The sequence below is a fragment of the Spirochaeta thermophila DSM 6578 genome (genome assembly GCF_000184345.1).
Classification (GTDB): Bacteria; Spirochaetota; Spirochaetia; order Winmispirales; family Winmispiraceae; genus Winmispira; species Winmispira thermophila.
Map to the genome: position 1 here is coordinate 2,248,239 of NC_017583.1, position 18,746 is coordinate 2,266,984.

An 18,746-nucleotide genomic window follows, 5' to 3' on the forward strand; every position below is an offset into this window, starting at 1 on the left:
TCTACTCCAGATAGAGCACCCTGGAGACTGCCGCCACCACCTTCTCCACGGAAGGCTGCACTGCGAGCTCCAGCGTGTGGTTGTAGGGCATGGGAACGTCCTCGGACGTCACGATCTCCACCTGGGCGTCCAGGTCGTCGAAGCAGGCCCTGCCGACGGCCCAGGCCACGAACGAAGCAGGCCCGCACATGGGCCAGGCCTCGTCCACCACCACGGCCCGGTGGGTCTTGCGCACCGAGGCGAAGATCGTCTCGGTGTCGAGGGGTCTGAGCGATCTGAGGTCCACCACCTCCACATCCACCCCCCGCTCCTCGAGTACCTTCGCCGCCTCCATCACGACCTTGAGCGGCTTGGAGTAGGTGATCACCGACACATCCTTCCCCGGTCGTTTGATATCGGCCTTCCCGATGGGGACGACGTACTCCTCCTCGGGCACCTCTCCCTGCCAGGCGTACATGAGCTCCGCCTCGAGCATCACCACCGGGTCGTCATCCCTGATGGCCGACTTGAGGAGCCCCTTCGCATCGTAGGGCGTGGCGGGTGCCACCACCTTGAGACCGGGCACATGCATCCAGAAGGCGGCGAGCGACTGGGAGTGCTGCGACGAGAGGTACTCCGCAGGTCCGTTGGGGCCCCTGAAGACGATCGGCACCTTGAGCTGGCCGCCCGACATGTGACGCATCTTGGCCGCATTGTTGATCACCTGGTCCATGGCCAGGATGGCGAAGTTGTGGGTCATCCACTCCACCACCGGCCTGAGCCCTGCGATCGCCGCCCCTATCCCGATACCGGTGAATCCGAGCTCGGAGATGGGGGTGTCGATCACACGCTTCGGACCGTACTTGGCGAGCAGCCCTCTGCTCACCTTGTAGGCCCCGTCGTACTCCCCCACCTCCTCACCCATGAGGAACACTCGTTCGTCCCTCGCCATCTCCTCGTCGAGGGCCTGGTTGAGCGCTTCCCTATAAGTCATGACCGCCATGTGGCATCCTCCCCTGCATACACATCTTCGTATATGGTGTGAAGTGCAGGCTCTTCACTTCGCTCGGCAAACTCCACAGCCTCATCCACTTCCTTTTGAATCTCCTCATAGAGGGCCCTGAACGTCTTCTCTTCGAGAAGCCCCTCCTCCTCCATGAAAGTCTTGAGCCTCCCTATGGGATCCTGGCGCTTGTACTCCTCGAGCTCCTCCCTCGTACGGTATTTTGCAGGGTCGCTCATGGAATGCCCCTTGTAACGGTAGGTGCGGGCCTCGATGAGCACCGGGTCTCCCTCCCTCGCGCGGGAGACCGCCTCAGTGGTGGCCTCGTAGACCGCCCGCACGTCCATCCCGTCCACCTGCACACCGGGGATGTCGTAGGCCGCCCCGAGCTTGTAGAGATCGGCCACAGCCGAGACCTTCTTCCAGAAGGTCCCCATCCCCCACTGGTTGTTCTCACAGATATAGACCACCGGGAGCTCCCAGATCTTGGCCAGGTTGAGTGCCTCGTGGAAGGCCCCCTGGTGGATGGCGCCGTCTCCGAAATACACGAGCGTCACTCCTCCGGTCCCCTCGTACTTCTGGGCGAACGCCACCCCGGTCCCCACCGGGATCTGGGCACCCACGATCCCGTTACCCCCGAGGAAGTGCTTCTCCACGTCGAACATGTGCATGGATCCGCCTTTCCCCCTACTGCACCCCGTCACCTTCCCGAAGAGCTCGGCCATCACCACCTTCGGATCCATGCCGCAGGCGAGAGCATGGCCGTGATCTCGGTAGGCCGTGACCACGTAGTCCTTCGCAAGATCGATCGCGGCGATGGAGCCCACGGCCACCGCCTCCTGCCCGATGTAGAGGTGGCAGAACCCCCCGATCTTCCTGAGCCCGTACATCTGGGCCGACTTCTCCTCGAAGACGCGGATGAGGAGCATCTCCCTCAGGAACTTCATGTAGAGGTCCCGGCGCTGCTTTTCCTTCCCTCCCTTCTGTGTACCCGGGCGTTTCACTCCCATGAGACCACCTCCCTCACCCCTTCCCGGGGTCTCTCGTACTCCAGCCTGGTGATCACCGTCTCGATCACCACGAACTCCTCGAGCTCACCGTGCACCTTCCAGAAAAGCTCCAACGCCTCCGCGATCCCCTCGAGGAGCTCACCAAGGAGCGCAGGGTTCTCGATCACCTGGGCGCGACCCCACACCCTGAAAACCTCCCGGTAGTCCTTGCGGCTGAAGACCCAGAGCACTGAGGGATTCGCCCTCACCTCCTCCACCTTACGGTCCTGCGGAGACGAGACGGTATAGAGGTCCCTGTGCTGCCCCTTGAGGAACCCGACGGTCATCCAGCGGGCATTGGGGACCCGCGCTCCATCGACGGTCACCAGGAGCCCGAATCTGGTGGTGTCCACCACCTCCTCGAGTCTCGTGAGGATTTCTTCTCGTTTCACGATCATCCCCTTTCATCGGCATTCATCCGATCTATATATTACTATTTTTGTAAGAAAAATGCAAATCATGAGCCCCTCTCCGTGTGCTACGCATACCTTTGCGTACACGAGAGGGGTTCTCATACCTTTATTATAGTATGTTCCGGACAGGTGTCCACTGAAAGACGAAAAAACCCTCCCTTCCGGGAGGGATTCCTTCACGCCCGCAACCGCTCTATCTCGGGCCTCTCGGCCGGACTCAGATACCCCGTCCTCATACACGTCTCGAAGAGGTCCCGTGAGATCCAGGACTCCTCCTCGTAGACATCACCCTCGAGATACTTGAGAATCCTCATGAGGAGGGAATCGCCCGCATCCCTTACGATCTCCGCATACACGGGATGTGCGCCCTTTACCCTGAAAAAGTCACTGTGCATCCCGACGCTCCTCATCAAGGTGATCTCCCGGCCCAAAAGGGCCTCTCTTTTCTTGTCGGCCGTCGGGAATCCGGAATAAAGGGAAATAGTACCCAAGAGACGGACCTGGCTCATTCCATCCTTCACCCTCCCCTTCCACGGGATCCCGGTGCGCCGCTGCCATCGGAGGGGTCCACGAAGGGAACCGGTCTCCCCTACCCCCGCTCGAGCATCCGCACGATCCTTCGCGCGAACTCGGGCCCGTCCTCCGGCCTGAGCCCTGCGGAGAGCACGGCTTGATCGTACACGAGCAACACCATGTCCTCCAGTTCCTGCCCCTCGGCCGCACGTATCCGCTCGACCACCGGGTGGTCGAGATTCACCTCGAGCACGGGCTTGGTCTCCGGCAGGTCGACCTGCCCCATTGCCTTGAGAATCGCCTGCATCTGTGGGGAGAGATCGCGTTCGTCCAGCACGGCCGCCGCAGGTACGTCCGAAAGCCTGCTCGATGCCACCACGTCCTTCACCCGTTCTTTGAGCACCGCCTTCATCTTCTCGAGCACATCCTTCTTCTCCTCCCGACGCCTCTTCTCCTCCTCACTCTCACCCAGTTCCTCGGCCGCATCCCTGGTATGCACCGCCTTGAGCGGCACCCCCTGGTACGAACCGATCACAGGGGCGAGGAGCTCGTCTATCTCGTCGTCCATGATGAGCACCTCGATGTCCCGTGCTCTGTAGGCCTCCAGGATCGGAGCGCTCCGGAGGAGCTTCTCATCGCCACCGGTGATGTAGTAGATAGCCTTCTGATCTGGCTTCATCCGCTCCTTGTAGGCCGCGAGGCTCGTGTAGCCCTCCACCTTCGTGGACTTGAACCGCACCAGCTCGATGAGCACGTCCCGGTGCTGGTGATCGAGGTAGAGTCCCTCCTTGAGCGGCTTGTTGTACTCCCTGATGAACCGCTCGTACGTGGCCGGATCCTCCTCTGCGATCCGCGTGCATTCCTGCAGGAAGCGCTTCACCGCCGCATTCCGGATGGTGGCGAGGATACGGTGCTCCTGGAGCATCTCACGGCTCACGTTGAGAGGGAGATCCTCCGAGTCGATCACCCCTCTCACGAACCTGAGGTACGTGGGGAGGAGCTCCCTGTCGTCCTCGGTGATGAAGACTCGCTTCACGTAGAGCTTCACCCCCGCCCGATAGTGGGGGGAGAACATGTCGAAAGGAGCGCTCGAGGGCACGTAGAGGAGCACGGTGTACTCCAGAGTCCCCTCTGCTTTGAAGTGGAGCCAGAAGAGCGGATCCTCCTCGTCGTGGGTGAGCGTCTTGTAGAAATCCTTGTACTCCTGTTCGGAGATCTCGCCCTTCGGGCGACGCCAGAGGGCCACCGCAGCATTCAGCTGCTTCTCCACCTCGGTCCGCGTTCCTTCCTTTTCTTCGGTGTAGTGGAGGTAGATGGGGAACTGGATGTGGTTCGAGTACCGTCGTACGATCTCCTCGATCCGCCACCGAGAGGCGAACTCCTTGCCCTGCTCGTTGAGATAGAGCTTCACCGTGGTCCCGTGACCCGCCCGTTCGGCCGGAAGGATCTCGTATTCCCCCTTTCCATCGCTCACCCAGAGAAAGGCCTTCTCTTCTCCGGCCTTTCTGGTGAGCACCTCTACCCTATCGGCCACCATGAAGGCGCTGTAGAAGCCCACCCCGAACTGTCCGATGAGGGTCGCATCCTTCTTCGCATCCCCTGTGAGACGCGAGAGGAACTCGTTCGTACCCGACTTGGCGATGGTCCCCAGGTTCTCGATGAGATCCTGCTCGTTCATCCCGATACCGGTATCCTCCACCTGGAGATACGATCGTCCTTCCTCGTCGAACCGGATATCGATCCTGGGAGCGAAGGGGACCCCCTTGTAGGCCTCGTCGGTGAGCACGAGGAATCTGAGCTTGTCGAGGGCGTCCGAGGCATTGGAGACGAGCTCCCGGAGGAAGATCTCCCGGTGCGAATAGAGCGAGTGGATGATGATATCGAGGAGTCTGTGGACTTCTGTCTGGAATTCATGTCGAGCCATGACACCTCCAACCCTGACGATGTAGTCGAGATGCAGTGGAATACCACCGATGTGTCTACAATAAATGGATACGCTAAAAATAATAATGATATCACGAAACGGAAAGGCCGGGGATCCACCCCGGCCCGACTACACACACGGCATGAAAAGGCGCTAGAAGTGGAAGAGTATCCCGGTGGAAAGCCTCGTACTGTTGTTGATCCATCGCGGCGGACCTATGGTGAGCTCCTGCTGCAGCTCCAGGAACCAGTCCATGTAGGGATGCACGTTGAGCCTGAACCCCGCTTCCCCATAGGGTCCCAGGAAGAACGAGGTCTCCTCCGCAAGGGAGAACTGGGGGGAAAGCCCCGCCCCGAAGTAGGGGACGAAGACCGGCGAGGTGGGGAAAAGGAACTCGAGCCCGAGCTCCCCTGCGATGAGGAAATCGGCCGCCACCTGTCCACCCCGTTCCTCGGTGGCGATCGCCACGTGTGCCCCAACCACCATTTCCATGGTGTCGGCCACCTTCTGATGGTACGCCCCCTCCAGGTCGAGGAAGGTCCGTTCGTACTGGAAGAACGAAGTCCCTATCCCCGCCGAGAACATCTGGGCATGGAGCATGCCGGCCCCTGCGAGCAGGATGAGCACACACAGTCGCTTTCTCATATACTCCTCCCCCTACCAGTATATAGCAATAATCGGAAAATCCTACTAGAGTTTCACCATGAAACACAATATAGCCACGCTCGCCGTCTGGGACGCTTTCCGGCAGGACGCCGAGTGTCCCCTCTGCGTCCTCGAACGAAAGCAGGAACACCAGCTCATCACCTCGCACCTCGAGAACATCATGGACCCCGCGACCCGTACCCTCATAGAAGAGAGAGGCTACTGCGGTCACCACCTCCGGCTCCTCTATGAACGTAACGACCTCCTGCCCCTCGCCATCCAGCTCAAGGACATCCTCGCCTACCGGGTCGGCCGAAGGCGGAAGCGGTACGACGAGGTGCGAAGACATGTGGAACGCGTCCCCCGGCTCATCAGGATACTGAGGAACAGATCCCAGATCGAGGACGAGACCTGCCTCATCTGTGACGAACTCGAAGAAGGCACCTCCCTCAACATACACATCGTCTTCACCCTCTGGAAGAAAGAAGAGGACTTCAGGGAAGCCGTGACCCGCTGTATGGGCTTCTGCATCCCCCATGAAGACCTCCTCCTCCGGGAAGCCCCCCTTCTACTCGGAGGAAAACACCTTTCATCGTTTCTATCCACAGTAACAACGCGTCAGGAGGACCGCTTTCGCGCCCTTGAGGAAGCCCTCTCCTACTTCATCGACCAGTACGACTACCGGAACGCGAACCGTCCGTGGGGAACCTCCCGCGAAGCCGTACCCCGCGCCATCGAGACTCTCGCAGGTATGGTGCTGAACGAAAAGAAAGAGAAATAGGGGAGGGCCCGTCTCCCTCCCCTGTGTGCCTCCTCGACACATCTCCTCTTCAGTAGATCTCTATCTCCGCCTTCCCTTTGAGCTCCTCCACCAAGGCATTGATGGCCTCTGAACTCTTCTGCTGGAGGAGCATCTCCTTGAGCTGGTCCTTCACCTCCTCGAACGACGCCTTGCCTGCTTCCTGTCTGTCGGTGACCTGGATGAGGTGGAGCCCGTACTCGGTACGCACCACGTCGCTCACCTGGTTCACCTCGAGGGCGAAAGCGGCCTCCTCGAAGGCGGGAACCATCTGGCCTTTGCCGAAGAATCCAAGGTCACCGCCGTTGGGGGCGGAAGGTCCCTCGGAGTACGTCTTCGCGAGCTCGGCGAAATCGGCTCCCTGGTTCAGTTTCTCCTGTACTTCATGGATCTTCGCATACGCGGCCTCCTCCTCTTCCTTGGAAGCATCCGGCGCAAGGCGGATGAGGATATGACGCGCCCTGATCTGTTCGGGCTGCTCGAACTGTTCCGGGTTCTCGTCGTAGTACGCCCTCGCCTCCTCGTCGCTCACCGAGAGATGTTTGGTGACCTTCTCATCCACCACCTGCTGGAGGAGGAAGGCCCGGGAGAGCTCCTCACGGAATTCCTCCTCGGTATAGCCCGCCTGTGCAAGGATGTTCTTGAAGGTCTCCTCGGAACCCGACTGGAGCTTGTACTGTTCTATCTGAGCGTCCACCTGGGCCTGATCGACCGACAACCCCATTCTCTTCGCCTCCTGGAGGAGGAGGAGTCTCCCTATGAGCACGTCCAGGACCTGTTCCCTGAGCTTCTGTTCCTCCTCCGGCGACACCTCCATACCGTACTGCTGATACTGCGCGACGTACCTCTGGACCTCCCTCTCCACCTCCTTCGAAGGCACCTCTTCCCCGTTCACCCTTGCCGCCGCCTCCCCGGAAGCGGGAGCCGCCGCCTGCACCTCCTCCGTCTCCCCTCCCTTCGGCTCTCCCTTCCCGCCGGCGCACGCCGGAAACACGGCGAGCACCAATGCCGCCAACACGCATACGATGGTTCTTGTTTTCATGTCATCCCCTTGGGTAGATATCGCTCTACCATACTCCATCGGGTCGGTTTTGACCACCCTTTACCGGAGGGCCGGCATCGGCTCCCTCTCCATCATCGACCGTATGGTACGAGGCACCCACAAGGCAGCGGTGAGCGCGGTGGAGACATTGGCGAAGACGAGCCCGAACCAGACACCCCGTATCCCCAGATCGAACACATACACAAAGAGAAGCACCGCAGGCACGGCGAGGAGCACCAGGCGAAGAAGCACGAGGAGGAGCCCCGCCCATCCCTTTCCTATGGCCTGGAAGAACGACCTGCCCAGGATCCCGAACGAAGCGAAGATGAAGGCGTACTCCATGGTGCGGACCTGGGCCACCGCATAGGAGAGCACCTCGGGGACATCGGTGAAGAGGGAGAAGATCCTCGGCGCGAAAAGCACGATGGCGAGCACGATCACCGCCACCGTGGCCACCGAGACCCTGAGCGCCACGTGCCAGATGATGAGCATCCGATCGTAGAGCCGCCGCCCGAAGTTCTGCCCCATCATGGTCACAAGGGCCGAGGCCACGGCGAAGATGGGCATGAGGATGGCCTGGTCGAACCGGCCGCAGAGGGTGAAGGCCGTGAGCGCGAGGGGATCTATGGCGATCACGATGCGGTTGAAGATGAGGAAGCTCAAGGACATGATCGCCTGTCCCAAGGTCTGGGGAAAGCCCACCGAGAAGATCTCGGCCATCACCTTGCCCCGTATCCCCGAAAGCCGTATGTGGATGGGAACCCTCGTCTTCCCCGCGAGAAAGACGTACACCACGTAGAGAAAACCGATCCCCTGGGCGAGCACCGTAGCGAGGGCCGCGCCCTTTACACCCCAACCGAAGAGGAAGATGAACACAGGATCAAGCACGATATTGAGAACCGTCCCGATGATCATCGACCTCATCACGTAGTTCACGAGCCCCTCACCCTGAAGCACCCCGATGAGGGTGTTCTGCATGAAGATGAACGCAGCTCCGGGAAGCACATAGGTAAAGTACTCAAGCGCCCTCTCATAGTAGGCCCCTTCTGCCCCCAGACCTCCCACAAGCGCATCCTTAAAGACATATCCTCCCACCACCATCACCACTGTGATGAGGAGGCCCATAAAGAGACCAGAATCAGCTGCAGCATCGAGGTGTTCCTCGTTCTGCTCACCTACGGCTCTCGCCACCAGAGAAGCCGTACCCACCATAAGCCCATTTCCAAGGGCCATAAAGAGAAATATGAGGGGGAAGATGATCCCGATACCCCCCACCAGAGAGGGATCCTCCAGATCAATCCAGCTTATCCAGATGGTATCGGTGATGTTGTAGAGCAACTGAAAGAGCATCCCAGCAAATATGGGAAGGGAGAGCCTAATAAGGAGGGGAAATACCGGCCCGGAAAACATCTGCTCCTGAAGCGATACGCCTCGCATCTGTTGCACACATAGCCTCCAGAGGTAGAATATAACAAGAAAACAATACTAAATATTAGACGTCTAATCAAGAGAAAGGCACAGCAGGTCACCTCCTTTCTTTCCCAGCACCATGGGCCCTGGTGGAAGGCGCCACATCATCAGCAGAAGGGATATGCTCACCCCTCCTTCTCCACCACCCTCCAGGTGAGCCGCATCCCTGCACAGGCGGGAACTACGTCGTGGTACTCCTCCGGTACGGTCCACTCCTCCCTTCGGAGCACCAGCCTTCCCTCGTTGCGCGGGAGGCCGTAGAAACGGGCGCCGCGCTCGCTCACAAAGCCTTCCAGCGCACCGAGCACACCGTGCGCCTCGAAGAGCGAGGCGAGGGCCTCGAGTGCGTAAGGCGCGGTGTAGCACCCCGCCGCCCCCTTCTGCTCCTTGTGCGCACGGGGGTGGGGCGCGCTGTCCGAGCCAAAGAAAAAGTGCGGATCGCCTGAGAAGACTGCCTCACGCAGGGCCTTTCTATCGTCGGCCGTCTTCACCACTGGTTTGCAGAAGAGGTGCGGATTGAGAGCCCCTCCCATGAGGTCCTCGAGGGTGAAGAGGAGGTGGTGAAGGGTGATGGTTCCCGCCACACGGTCTGCCGGCAGGTCTCGGATCAACGCCAGGGTGCGCGCGTCGGAGATGTGCTCGAAGACCAGTCGAAGCGAGGGAAAGGCGCGGTGAATGCGCAGAAAGGTCTCATGGAAGGCCACCTCCCGCTCGAACACCGGGGCGCCGGGTATCTCGGCGTGCACACAGAGCACGAGGTCCTCTCCGGCCATGGCTTCGAACACAGGGAAAAGCGCTTCCACGTCGCGCACCCCGTCCTCTGCATTGGTGGTGACCCCCTCGGGGTAGAGTTTGCCTGCCACCGCCCCTGCCTCCTTGAGAGAATGGACGAGGCCCGGATCCATGTTCGGGAGGATCTTGAAGGTGAGAAGGGGAGTGAAGCCCGGGGCTGCCCGGCGAATCCGACTCCCACACTCGCGCACCGCATCGGGCGAGGTGAGCGGAGGGATGGTGTTCGGCATGACCAGGCCGCGGGCAAACGAGCGTGCCGCATCGCGGGCATAGTGGATGAGGGCCTCACCCTGCCTGAGGTGAAGGTGCATGTCGTCAGGCGCTCTCAGCTCCAGATACTGCATACCGGCTCTCTCTCCACATCAAAGTACCGCATGGGTCTCGTGTCGTCCACAGGAAGCCCTGTCTCCAGGCATGGCCCCACCGGCCACTCCCGGGCCGGCACCTCCTCCAGCATCCGCACCAGCTCCCGCCCCTTCTCCACCGCCTCCTCCATCAACTCCTCCACCCCTGCCTCACGCTCCTCCCCGGTCACCGGGTGCCGCCAGGCCACTGGCCCTCTCCACACCCCTCGCAGCCATCGGAACCGCTCCCGGTAGAACAGCCCGCGGAAGCTCCGCAACCACGGCACCACCACACCCGCCGCATCCACCAGGAAGGCCGCCCCCTTCGAGAAGAACAGCCCCTGCAGCAGGGCGTGCCGCCGCATCACGCGGCCCGCCTCATCCGCCCGCCCCTCATCCAGGAACCACGCAGCCCCGAGCACCTCCCCCACCCGCCGATCCCCCCCATACGGCCCCACCATCCGCTCGAGCCGCCCTCCCCACGGCACCTCCCACCGGTCCAACACGTACAGATCGAGCACCGTCTCCAGGGCATAGTGCCGGTAGGTGCTCCCCTTCCTCACCCGCTCATCCTCCGCCTCCCTGCTCCCCGTAAGGTAGAACACCATGGGGTGAAAGACCACATCCGCCGCCACGTGGGTAAGCCACCCCGCCACCAGGGCATCCGCCACCTCCCCGGCCCCACCCTCCACCACACGCCGCAGCCCTGCAAAGCTCTCCACCCCCGCCGTGCCGTGCACCCGCCTCCCCGCCTCCCTCACCTCCCTCGAAGGGGACAGCACGTAGAAGAGCGAGTCGGGCGCCACCGCCCCGTAGAAGAACAGCCCGGGGTGCGCCTCCACCGCCTTTCGCACCCTCCCCGGAGGGAGCCCCTCTCCCACCATCCGGGCGATCACCCAGTGGAGCACCTCCTTCGGCACCCTACACCCCCCTCTTCTCCAGGTTCCTCTCCACCAGCAGGAGCACGAGCCCTATGAGGAACAGCAGGTTCACGCTGAAGATCCCCGCCGCCGTGTGGCGCGTGAGATCGGTGAAGGCCCCCACCAGCGCCGGCCCCATGATCGCCGCGAACTTGCCCATCACGTCGAAAAACCCGAAGAACTCCGCCGACTTCTCCTTGGGCACGAGCCTCCCGTAGTACGAACGGCTCAGCGACTGCACCCCACCCTGCGCCGTACCCACGAGCACCGCGATGAGCCAGAAGACCGCGGTCTTCACCCCGAGCGAAGGGATGAACGGCAAAGACGTCGCGAGCAGGGTGATCACGAAGTACGTGGCGATCCCCACGAAGAGCATCGTCCGGGTGGAAAACCGCTCCGCAAGCCTCCCGTAGATGAGCGAAAAGGGAAAGGCCACGAACTGCACCACCAGGAGCACCACCAGCAACGTCGTCTGTCCAAGCCCGATATCCATCCCTATGGGAATCGCCATCTTGATGATGGTCACCACCCCATCGATGTAGAAAAAATAGGCCAGGAGAAAGACGAAGAGGGCCCTGTAGTGGGCCACGTTCCTGAAGGTGTGGTAGAGTCTGCTGAAAGCCTCGCGCACAGGCCTGCCCGCATGCTCCACGAAGTAGTTCTGCTTCACAAAGAGGAAGAACGGGATGCTGAAGACCGCCCACCAGGCCGCCGCAATGAGGAACGAGGCCCTCACCATGGGTACCTGGCTCTCGAGTCCCAGCTGCTTATGAAGAAGGATGAGGACCATTGCGAGAAGGAACGGGATGCTCCCGCCGATGTAGCCCCACCCATAGCCGCTCGCAGAGACCCAGTCCATACGCTCCGAGGAAGTCACGTCCACCACGAACGAATCGTAGAAGATATTGGCCCCCGAAAACCCGATCACCGAGATCACAAAGAGGAGAAGCCCTATGCTCCACTGACCTTCAAGCACAAAGGCGATCCCTGCGGTGGCGAGCACGCCCATGGTGAAAAAGACCGAGAAGAACCGTTTCTTGGAGTTTCGGTAGTCAGCCAAGGCACCTAGTATCGGGGCCAGGAAGGCCACCACGAGTGAGGCAGCACTGTTGGCATAACCGAGGAGAGCCGTAGAACGATGGGCCTCCATCCCCGAGGCGAGCACGCCCTTGAAGAACATGGGAAAGATCACCGTCATCACGATCATGGTGTGCGCAGAGTTCGCCCAGTCGTAGAGCACCCAGCTGCGCTCCTGGGTCGTCATACCTTTCACCATCCACCTCCCTTGTCTGATTTCTCCCATTGTAGCGCATCTCTGTTAAAACGCAATGAAAATCTCCCCACACCAGATCGCATCCCGCTCACAGCGGGAGCACCACCTTCCGGTGCGGCATCCCCTCCAGCTCGGCCACCCGCTCCCCATCCCCCAGCACCGCCACCCGCCCCTCATCCCACCTCTCCACCAGCCGCCGCGCCGCCTCCTGCACCTCCCTCACCCCGCACCCCAACACCCCCTCCCGGTACGCCTGACGCACCTCATCCCCTATCCCCAGCACACACCTGCGCAGCGCCCTGAACCCCTTCACCCCCGGCCCATCCGGCGCGATCTCGCGCCCCACCACCCCCCGTACCGCCTGCTCCACCACATCCTCCGGCACCCCCCGCTCCGCCACCTCCTCCACCACCTCGCGCACCACCTGGAGTGTCCTGCGCACATGGGGATCCCTATAGCTCGTCACCGTGAACACCCCCTCCATGGCAGACGCCCCTGCGAACGCCCCATACGCCCCTCCCTCCATACGCACCCGCTCCCACAGCGGCCCACCCTTGAGCAGGTGGGCGAGCACCACCATGGCCGAAAACCCCTCCTCCCCCAGCCTCAAGGCCGGCACTGCCTGCGCCACGTACGCCACCTTGCTCGGCGCCACGAAGGCCTCCGCCACACGCCCCACCTCAGGCCCCTCAGGCACACCCCCACCCATCCCCTCTTCCATCGCCCCGAACCACTCCTCCAGGACCCGCTGCACACGACGTACCCCCTCACCCCGCCCCGTGATCCCTGCCACGAGACCCCCCTTCACCACCACACGCCGCCTCATCCCCTCGAGCACCTCACCAACCCCTGCCAGCCCCTCCTTCTCACGCTCACGCAGGAAGAAGAACTGGCTCACCCCTCCCCAGGCCTCCTCCAGACGCATGGCCCGCGAAAAGGCCGCCTCGGCACGTAGACTCATGAAACTGTGTCCCGAAGGCACGATCGATGAGACAAAGTCCTGTTTGAGTTCCAGGAACAACATCCGCAACCGCTTTTCATCACGCACATCCACCTCTTCGAGCAGACGCCGCACCAGCCCCAGCCCCTCCTCCACGTACTGCTCCAGCATCTTCACGCGCACCACCACCTGAGGCACCGGCTCCCGCGTGAGGAGGTGCGACGTGGCATCCTCTTCAACCGAGAACCCACCCGTGGTGAGCGAGAGCCGCACCGCCACTCTGTCGTAGGACATATCCGGAAGCCCCCCGCCCTCCAGCACATCCACAAGGAGCGGTACATACGGCAGCTCCTCCTGGTTGATCCCGGAGAGCGGGAACAGGAGATCCACATACACGATCCCGTTCGTCTCAAGCGGGTGCACGTAGACCGGCACCCCCGTACACACCACCTCTTCCTGAGGGATCCGCTCCACCTCCCGGGGGAGATCCTCCCGCCGAAGAAGGGGGATCACGCCCTGATCATCGGGACTCTGCTGGAAGACCCGCACTCGCTCCGCCTTCTCCTGTACCTCCCTCCGCTCCTCCTCAGAAAGCCTCGCCCCCAGCTCCTCGAGGGCCCGGCGTTCGGCCTCCTCCTCCCGCGCGAGCTTGCCAGGCTCAGGCCGTACCACCAGGGTAAGCCGATGCGGATTTTCGAGAAAGTACTCCTTGATGAGCCGCGAGAAGTAGTCGGGCTCCTCGGCGAGCCGCGCCTTGAGGGCCTCGAAGACCGGGAGAAACTCCAGCATGAATCCCGGCGGAATATCGTAGATCCAGCCACGCACCACCCTGCGGATGAGGGAGAGCCCTGCATTCCGCTTGCCCGGAAGCTCCCTGAACCTGAACTCCACACGCCGCAGCACACTCTCGATCAGCTCCCGATCGATCCCCTCCTCTGCAAGCTCCCTCAGGGACGAGAAGATGCACTCCTCTATCTCTCCAGCCCTCTCCGGATCGGTCCCCTTGAGCCCTGCGGAAAAGACCGGCTGGAAGATCTCACTCTCGATCCCAGTGGTAGAGGCCACATCCTCACCCAGACCCGACTCCAGGAGGGCCTTGCGCAGGGGCGCACCGTCGTGTCCCACGAGCACCTCGCTCAGCACTTCCAGGCTCATGGTGGTGAACCTGTCCCACAGGGTGGTGAGCAACCAGTTGACGGTCATGATGGAACGACCCTCGAGCGGCTCCCCCTCACCTATGCCGTATGTCTTCTCCATGGTACGCGGAACCTCCCACCTCGCCTGGAAGGGCACCCGCGTATCCGGCGCCCGCCTCCCCTCACACCGCGAGAGGAACTCCCGCTCCAGGAAGGCCAGCTGTTCCTCTGTAGGGATATTGCCGTAGAGCATCACCTTGCACCGCGAGGGATGATAGTGGTCCCTGTGGAAGCGCACGAACTCTTCATAGGTGAGCGAGGGAATGGCGTGCGGATCACCCCCGCTCTCGAACCGGTAGGGGCTCTCGGAGAACAGGCCGCGCAGCGACCATTCGCCCGAGACCGCCTCTGGATCGGAGTAGACCCCCTTCATCTCGTTGTACACCACCCCCACCCTCACAAGTCTCCCATCAGGAACCCACTCGAGGCGGTGCCCCTCCTGCATGAAGGCCTCTTCCCGCAGAAGGGGGAAGAACACCGCATCCCCGTACACCTTCATGAGGTTGAAGTAGTCCTCCTTCACCGTGCTCCCTGCAGGATAGATCGTCCTGTCAGGATACGTCATGGCATTGAGAAAGCTTGCAAGGCTCCCCTTCATGAGCACCGCAAAAGGGTCCTTAAGGGGAAACCGCTCCGAACCGCAGAGCACCGTGTGCTCCAGGATATGTGGTGTGCCTTTATCGTCGTCGGGAAGGGTCTTGAAGACAAAGGCGAAGAAGTTCTCATCATCGTCGTTGTACAGGTGGTAGACCTCGAGCCCCGTGGGCTCATGCACCGCCCGTATCCCCACCCCGGTGAAATCCGGGACTGCATCCACTTCTTTTATGAGGAATCCTCCCACACGGGTGCCCGGTACCAGATGCTCCCTCACGTCCGCCTCCTTATGCGCGCGTATCTTCCTTCCTCTACACCATATTCCGCGCTTTGACAACAGGACACAAAAAGGCCGCCGACTCTGCGGCGGCCTGAATCCTTCATGCGCACACGGGAGATCAGCCCCTCATCGATCACAGGGTCTTCACTACTCCCCCTGCAAAGGTGAACCCTGCACCAAATGCCGTAAGTCCCAGCACCATCCCCGGCCCGGCTGTGGGGAAGATCTCCTCGAAACAGAGGGGAATGGTGGTCGCCGAGGTGTTCCCCAGCCGGGCGATGTTGGAGAACACCTTCTCCTCGGGGAGCCCCATGCGCTTCCGCACCGCATCGATGATGCGCTGGTTCGCCTGGTGGGGAACCATGAGATCCATGTCCTCCACCGTGAAACCCGCCTCTTCGAGGGCCCTGCGAAGGATGTGGATGAGCGCCTTCACCGCGCGCTGGTAGACCGCAGGACCGTCCATGAAGATGGGCTCCTGGTAGGGGATCCTGAGGATGGACCCATCCTCACCCTCTGCCGAGAGCACAGGCCGGTAGAGGAGGGCCTTGCCCCGTACTCCGGCCTCGGGTCCTGCCACGAGCGTGGCGCTCGCACCATCGGCAAAGACCGGCGCGGTGGAAGGATCAGAGGTGTCGAGCCTCCTGGAGAGCACATCGGCCGTCACCACCAGCACGGTCTCCTTCGGCCGTGAAGAGAGGTAGTCGTAGGCGATCTGGAGGGCATAGAGGTACCCGGAGCAGGCCGCATTGATATCATATGCAGGACAGGTGATCCCGCCCTTCCCCTCGCTGAGCCGGTTCTGGAGCAGGGTGGCAAGTGCAGGGCTGTTGTAGGGAGGGGTGGTGGTGGCACAGATGATGGCCCCCACATCCTCTATCCGGGCGCCGGTCTTCTCGAAGAGTCTCTGCACCGCATCCACGGAGAGCGAGAGGATATCCTCATCGTCGGAGCCCCACCGGCGCTCCTGGATACCGGTTCGCCGGACGATGTCTTCAGGCGTCCATGTGGGGCACATGCGGGAGATCTCCTCATTGGTCACCACCCGGGAGCCCGGCCTTCCTGCCACGTCCACGATCACAGGCAGGGCACCCTCTCCGCCGTCCCGTACCGTTGCCCTCTCCTCGCGAGGTGCCTCTACGGTGAGGCGGGCCTTCTTCTTCGCCCCGCCGAGCCCCTCGATGAGTGGTGTACCGGGTTCCTCCTGGGTCAGGGGCTTCTCCTTACGGGCGGCTCCCTCCGGCAATCGGATCTTTGCGATGGCGCTCCCCACAGGGGCCGACTCACCTTCCTGTACGAGCAGCTCCTCCACCACTCCATCGACCGAGGCCCGAATCTCCACCGCCGCCTTGTCGGCCTCGGCCTCGGCCACGATCTCGCCGGCCTTGATGGCATCGCCTTCCTTCACCTTCCACTCGAGGATGGTGATCCGCTCGTCAGAGGGGCTCGACCCCACTGCCTCCAGGAAGTAGTAGCCGGCCTCGGCCCTGGGCTTCTCCTGCCATCGGATGCTCCCCCCAAGCATCTCCACCGCCGTGGTGAGCACCCGCTTGTACGAGGGGAGCACCTCGAGCTGACACGGGAAGTTGCACGGCACATAGGTGTCGGCCCGTGTCACCCGCACCACCTCCACAGGCACCCCTGCCTCCTCTGCCGCGGTGGCCACGATCTCCGCCCCCATGCCCGCGGTGTGCGTGTCCTCATGCACCACGATGAGCCTGCCGGTCTTCTTCACAGAGGCGAGGACCGTCTCCTTGTCCCACGGCACGATGCTCCGGAGGTCGATCACCTCTGTCTCCACACCATACTGCGAGAGGGTCTCGGCGGCCTTGAGACAGTGGAGGATGTTGTTCCCCCAGGTGACCATGGTGAGGTCTTCGCCGCGCCTGAGGACCTTTGCCCTGCCTATGGGAACGAGGTGCTGGCGCACATCGCGGGTGGCGGCAAACTGCCTGTTGTTGAGCATGCTCTTGGGGTAGAAGAAGAGGGTAGGCCTTCCGGAGGCAAAGGCGGCGTTCAGGAGCCCTGCCGCATCGTCGGCCGAGCTCGGCATGAACACGTCTACCCCCGGGATGTGTGCCGCAATCCCCTCCATGGTGCTCGCGTGGAATGGCCCGAGCCCCGGCTTGTACCCCCCACACGAGATCATCACGATCACCGGACACTCCCACCCGCCGTTCGTCCGCCACCACATGCTCCCCAGCTCGCTGATCATCTGGTTGAAGGCAATGGGGAGAAAGTCGGCGAACTGGAGGAAGGCCACAGGTCGTTTTCCTGCGAGGGCCATGCCTATGGAGATGCCCAGAATGCTCGACTCGGCGAGGGGCGAGTTCTGGACACGACCCGGAAACTTCCGGGTGAGCCCCCTCGTCACCCCGAAGACATCGCCCTTGGGATCCTCTATGTCCTCTCCGAAGAGGAAAACCCCGGGATTCTCTGCGAGGTGTTTCTCCAGTACCCGGTTGATGGCATCGCGCATCACGAGCACCTCTTCTTCCGAGAGGGGAGGTGCCTTGTCTTCGATCGAAGGGTCCTCCAGCTCTGGAGGGAGGGGTTTCTTCGCGGTGAAGATGGGCTCCGGGTCGGACACGAGCTGACACCGGGCGGCGAGCTCCTCCAGTTCCTTGCGCCACTCCTGCTCCCTGGAGGCAAGCTCCTCTTCTGCGATCCCGTTCTCTATGAGCACCTGCCTGAGCTTCTTGATGGGGTCTGCAACCTCCCGCACCCGCTTTCGCTCTTCTTCGGGACGGTACACCGACTCATCGTCCGCATTGGTGTGGTTGCACAGCCGCTCCACATCGAAGACCACGATGCGCGGCTTTCTGTCCTCCCGCATCCCTGCCACCACATCCTTGAGGGTGCGGTAGGCGGTCACCGCATCGGTACCGTCCACATACGTGATGGGGATGCCGTAGAACGAGTCCACCCTGCCTTCGGGAAGCTCGTAGAAGGTCTTCCCTCTGGTCCTGGTGGAGATGGCGTACTTGTTGTCCTCGATGAAGAAGAGCACGGGGAGGCCATCCCTCACCGCGTGGGCGATGGCCTCGAGCACCTCACCCTGCTGGATCATGCCGTCGCCCAGGGAGCAGAGCACCACCGGAGCCCCCTCGGTATCCCGTACGGCCTTGGCCACACCCACCGCCTGGAGGGCGGAGTTTCCCACCGGCCCCACGATGGAGAGGATCTTGAGGTGTGGGGCGCTGATGTGCGCGCTCATCTGCCTGCCTGCGGAGTGAGACTCCCTGTTGGTGAAGAGCGAATGGAAGAACTGGGCCGAATCGAGCCCTCGCGCGAGCATGAGGGCCTTGTCGCGGTAGTGACAGTGGAGCCAGTCGTGCGCTGTGAAGAGCGGGGCAAGCACTGCCGCAGCCTCATGACCTGCGCCCGAGACGGTGAAGAAGGCCTCACCCCGTTTGGTGTAGTCCTCCTCTATGCGATCGATCTCCCTTGCGGAGAACATGTGCTTGTAGAGGTCAAGAAAGAGCTTCGTTTCCTGATCCTGAAGCTGGTGTCCCATGGGTCCCCCTTTCTCGGCCAATGGTCGAAAACATGGTACCCCTCCCTTCCAAG

General features: G+C 61.9%; 14 protein-coding genes. 1 reads left to right on the forward strand and 13 read right to left on the reverse strand.

Annotated features, from left to right (window positions below):
- Position 1: 1 nt before the first annotated feature.
- From SPITH_RS10235 to SPITH_RS10260, 6 genes are all read right to left on the reverse strand, one after another.
- Complete coding sequence (locus SPITH_RS10235; protein ID WP_014625587.1) at positions 2 to 982, reverse strand: pyruvate dehydrogenase complex E1 component subunit beta; 981 nt, start codon at positions 980 to 982, stop codon at positions 2 to 4.
- On the reverse strand, positions 970 to 1,992 hold the full coding sequence (gene pdhA / locus SPITH_RS10240; protein ID WP_014625588.1) for a pyruvate dehydrogenase (acetyl-transferring) E1 component subunit alpha: 1,023 nt from the start codon (positions 1,990 to 1,992) through the stop codon (positions 970 to 972). Before pdhA ends, SPITH_RS10235 begins: the two co-directional genes overlap by 13 nt.
- Positions 1,983 to 2,429: a pyridoxamine 5'-phosphate oxidase family protein gene (locus tag SPITH_RS10245; protein WP_014625589.1), complete on the reverse strand. Its 447-nt coding sequence runs from the start codon at positions 2,427 to 2,429 to the stop codon at positions 1,983 to 1,985. The genes pdhA and SPITH_RS10245 overlap by 10 nt, the downstream gene beginning before the upstream one ends.
- 191 nt (positions 2,430 to 2,620) lie before the next feature.
- Complete coding sequence (locus SPITH_RS10250) at positions 2,621 to 2,839, reverse strand: hypothetical protein (RefSeq protein WP_014625590.1); 219 nt, start codon at positions 2,837 to 2,839, stop codon at positions 2,621 to 2,623.
- 194 nt (positions 2,840 to 3,033) lie between these two features.
- Positions 3,034 to 4,881 carry a molecular chaperone HtpG gene (gene htpG, locus SPITH_RS10255; RefSeq protein WP_014625591.1) on the reverse strand — a complete coding sequence of 616 codons (1,848 nt, stop codon included), beginning with the start codon at positions 4,879 to 4,881 and terminating at the stop codon, positions 3,034 to 3,036.
- 153 nt (positions 4,882 to 5,034) lie between these two features.
- Positions 5,035 to 5,526, reverse strand: coding sequence for a hypothetical protein (locus SPITH_RS10260; protein WP_014625592.1), 492 nt, complete (start codon positions 5,524 to 5,526; stop codon positions 5,035 to 5,037).
- A gap of 58 nt (positions 5,527 to 5,584) precedes the next feature.
- Here SPITH_RS10260 and SPITH_RS10265 point away from each other — a divergent pair, with 58 nt between their 5' ends.
- The gene (locus SPITH_RS10265) at positions 5,585 to 6,307 is read left to right on the forward strand and encodes a DUF6062 family protein (RefSeq protein ID WP_014625593.1); all 723 of its coding nucleotides are present in this window, start codon (positions 5,585 to 5,587) and stop codon (positions 6,305 to 6,307) included.
- Between the two features lie 49 nt (positions 6,308 to 6,356).
- On the opposite strand, the gene SPITH_RS10270 is transcribed toward SPITH_RS10265, so the two are convergent.
- From SPITH_RS10270 to SPITH_RS10300, 7 genes are all read right to left on the reverse strand, one after another.
- Positions 6,357 to 7,367 (reverse strand): peptidylprolyl isomerase, encoded by a 1,011-nt coding sequence (locus tag SPITH_RS10270; RefSeq protein ID WP_014625594.1) that lies wholly within the window; start codon positions 7,365 to 7,367, stop codon positions 6,357 to 6,359.
- A 60-nt stretch (positions 7,368 to 7,427) separates the two neighbouring features.
- Positions 7,428 to 8,804 (reverse strand): MATE family efflux transporter, encoded by a 1,377-nt coding sequence (locus SPITH_RS10275; protein ID WP_245523500.1) that lies wholly within the window; start codon positions 8,802 to 8,804, stop codon positions 7,428 to 7,430.
- A gap of 158 nt (positions 8,805 to 8,962) precedes the next feature.
- Positions 8,963 to 9,973 carry a dihydroorotase gene (gene pyrC / locus SPITH_RS10280; protein ID WP_014625596.1) on the reverse strand — a complete coding sequence of 337 codons (1,011 nt, stop codon included), beginning with the start codon at positions 9,971 to 9,973 and terminating at the stop codon, positions 8,963 to 8,965.
- Positions 9,955 to 10,893, reverse strand: coding sequence for a zinc dependent phospholipase C family protein (locus SPITH_RS12840; RefSeq protein WP_014625597.1), 939 nt, complete (start codon positions 10,891 to 10,893; stop codon positions 9,955 to 9,957). The genes pyrC and SPITH_RS12840 overlap by 19 nt, the downstream gene beginning before the upstream one ends.
- Before the next feature lies 1 nt (position 10,894).
- Positions 10,895 to 12,169, reverse strand: coding sequence for an MFS transporter (locus SPITH_RS10290; RefSeq protein WP_014625598.1), 1,275 nt, complete (start codon positions 12,167 to 12,169; stop codon positions 10,895 to 10,897).
- Positions 12,170 to 12,254: 85 nt separating this feature from the next.
- Positions 12,255 to 15,173, reverse strand: coding sequence for an insulinase family protein (locus SPITH_RS10295; protein ID WP_014625599.1), 2,919 nt, complete (start codon positions 15,171 to 15,173; stop codon positions 12,255 to 12,257).
- A 136-nt stretch (positions 15,174 to 15,309) separates the two neighbouring features.
- Positions 15,310 to 18,693, reverse strand: a complete 3,384-nt coding sequence (locus tag SPITH_RS10300) for a beta-ketoacyl-ACP synthase 3 (protein WP_014625600.1) — start codon at positions 18,691 to 18,693, stop codon at positions 15,310 to 15,312.
- Positions 18,694 to 18,746: the final 53 nt, after the last annotated feature.

Excerpts from the sequence above, each read along its gene's own strand:
- SPITH_RS10265 (WP_014625593.1), top strand. The coding sequence starts at position 5,585 with ATGAAACACAATATAGCCACGCTCGCCGTCTGGGACGCTTTCCGGCAG.
- SPITH_RS10245 (WP_014625589.1), bottom strand. The coding sequence starts at position 2,429 with ATGATCGTGAAACGAGAAGAAATCCTCACGAGACTCGAGGAGGTGGTG.
- SPITH_RS10235 (WP_014625587.1), bottom strand. The coding sequence starts at position 982 with ATGGCGGTCATGACTTATAGGGAAGCGCTCAACCAGGCCCTCGACGAG.
- SPITH_RS10290 (WP_014625598.1), bottom strand. The coding sequence starts at position 12,169 with ATGGTGAAAGGTATGACGACCCAGGAGCGCAGCTGGGTGCTCTACGAC.
- SPITH_RS10250 (WP_014625590.1), bottom strand. The coding sequence starts at position 2,839 with ATGCACAGTGACTTTTTCAGGGTAAAGGGCGCACATCCCGTGTATGCG.
- pyrC (WP_014625596.1), bottom strand. The coding sequence starts at position 9,973 with ATGCAGTATCTGGAGCTGAGAGCGCCTGACGACATGCACCTTCACCTC.
- htpG (WP_014625591.1), bottom strand. The coding sequence starts at position 4,881 with ATGGCTCGACATGAATTCCAGACAGAAGTCCACAGACTCCTCGATATC.
- SPITH_RS10275 (WP_245523500.1), bottom strand. The coding sequence starts at position 8,804 with ATGCGAGGCGTATCGCTTCAGGAGCAGATGTTTTCCGGGCCGGTATTT.
- SPITH_RS10270 (WP_014625594.1), bottom strand. The coding sequence starts at position 7,367 with ATGAAAACAAGAACCATCGTATGCGTGTTGGCGGCATTGGTGCTCGCC.
- SPITH_RS10300 (WP_014625600.1), bottom strand. The coding sequence starts at position 18,693 with ATGGGACACCAGCTTCAGGATCAGGAAACGAAGCTCTTTCTTGACCTC.
- SPITH_RS10260 (WP_014625592.1), bottom strand. The coding sequence starts at position 5,526 with ATGAGAAAGCGACTGTGTGTGCTCATCCTGCTCGCAGGGGCCGGCATG.
- pdhA (WP_014625588.1), bottom strand. The coding sequence starts at position 1,992 with ATGGGAGTGAAACGCCCGGGTACACAGAAGGGAGGGAAGGAAAAGCAG.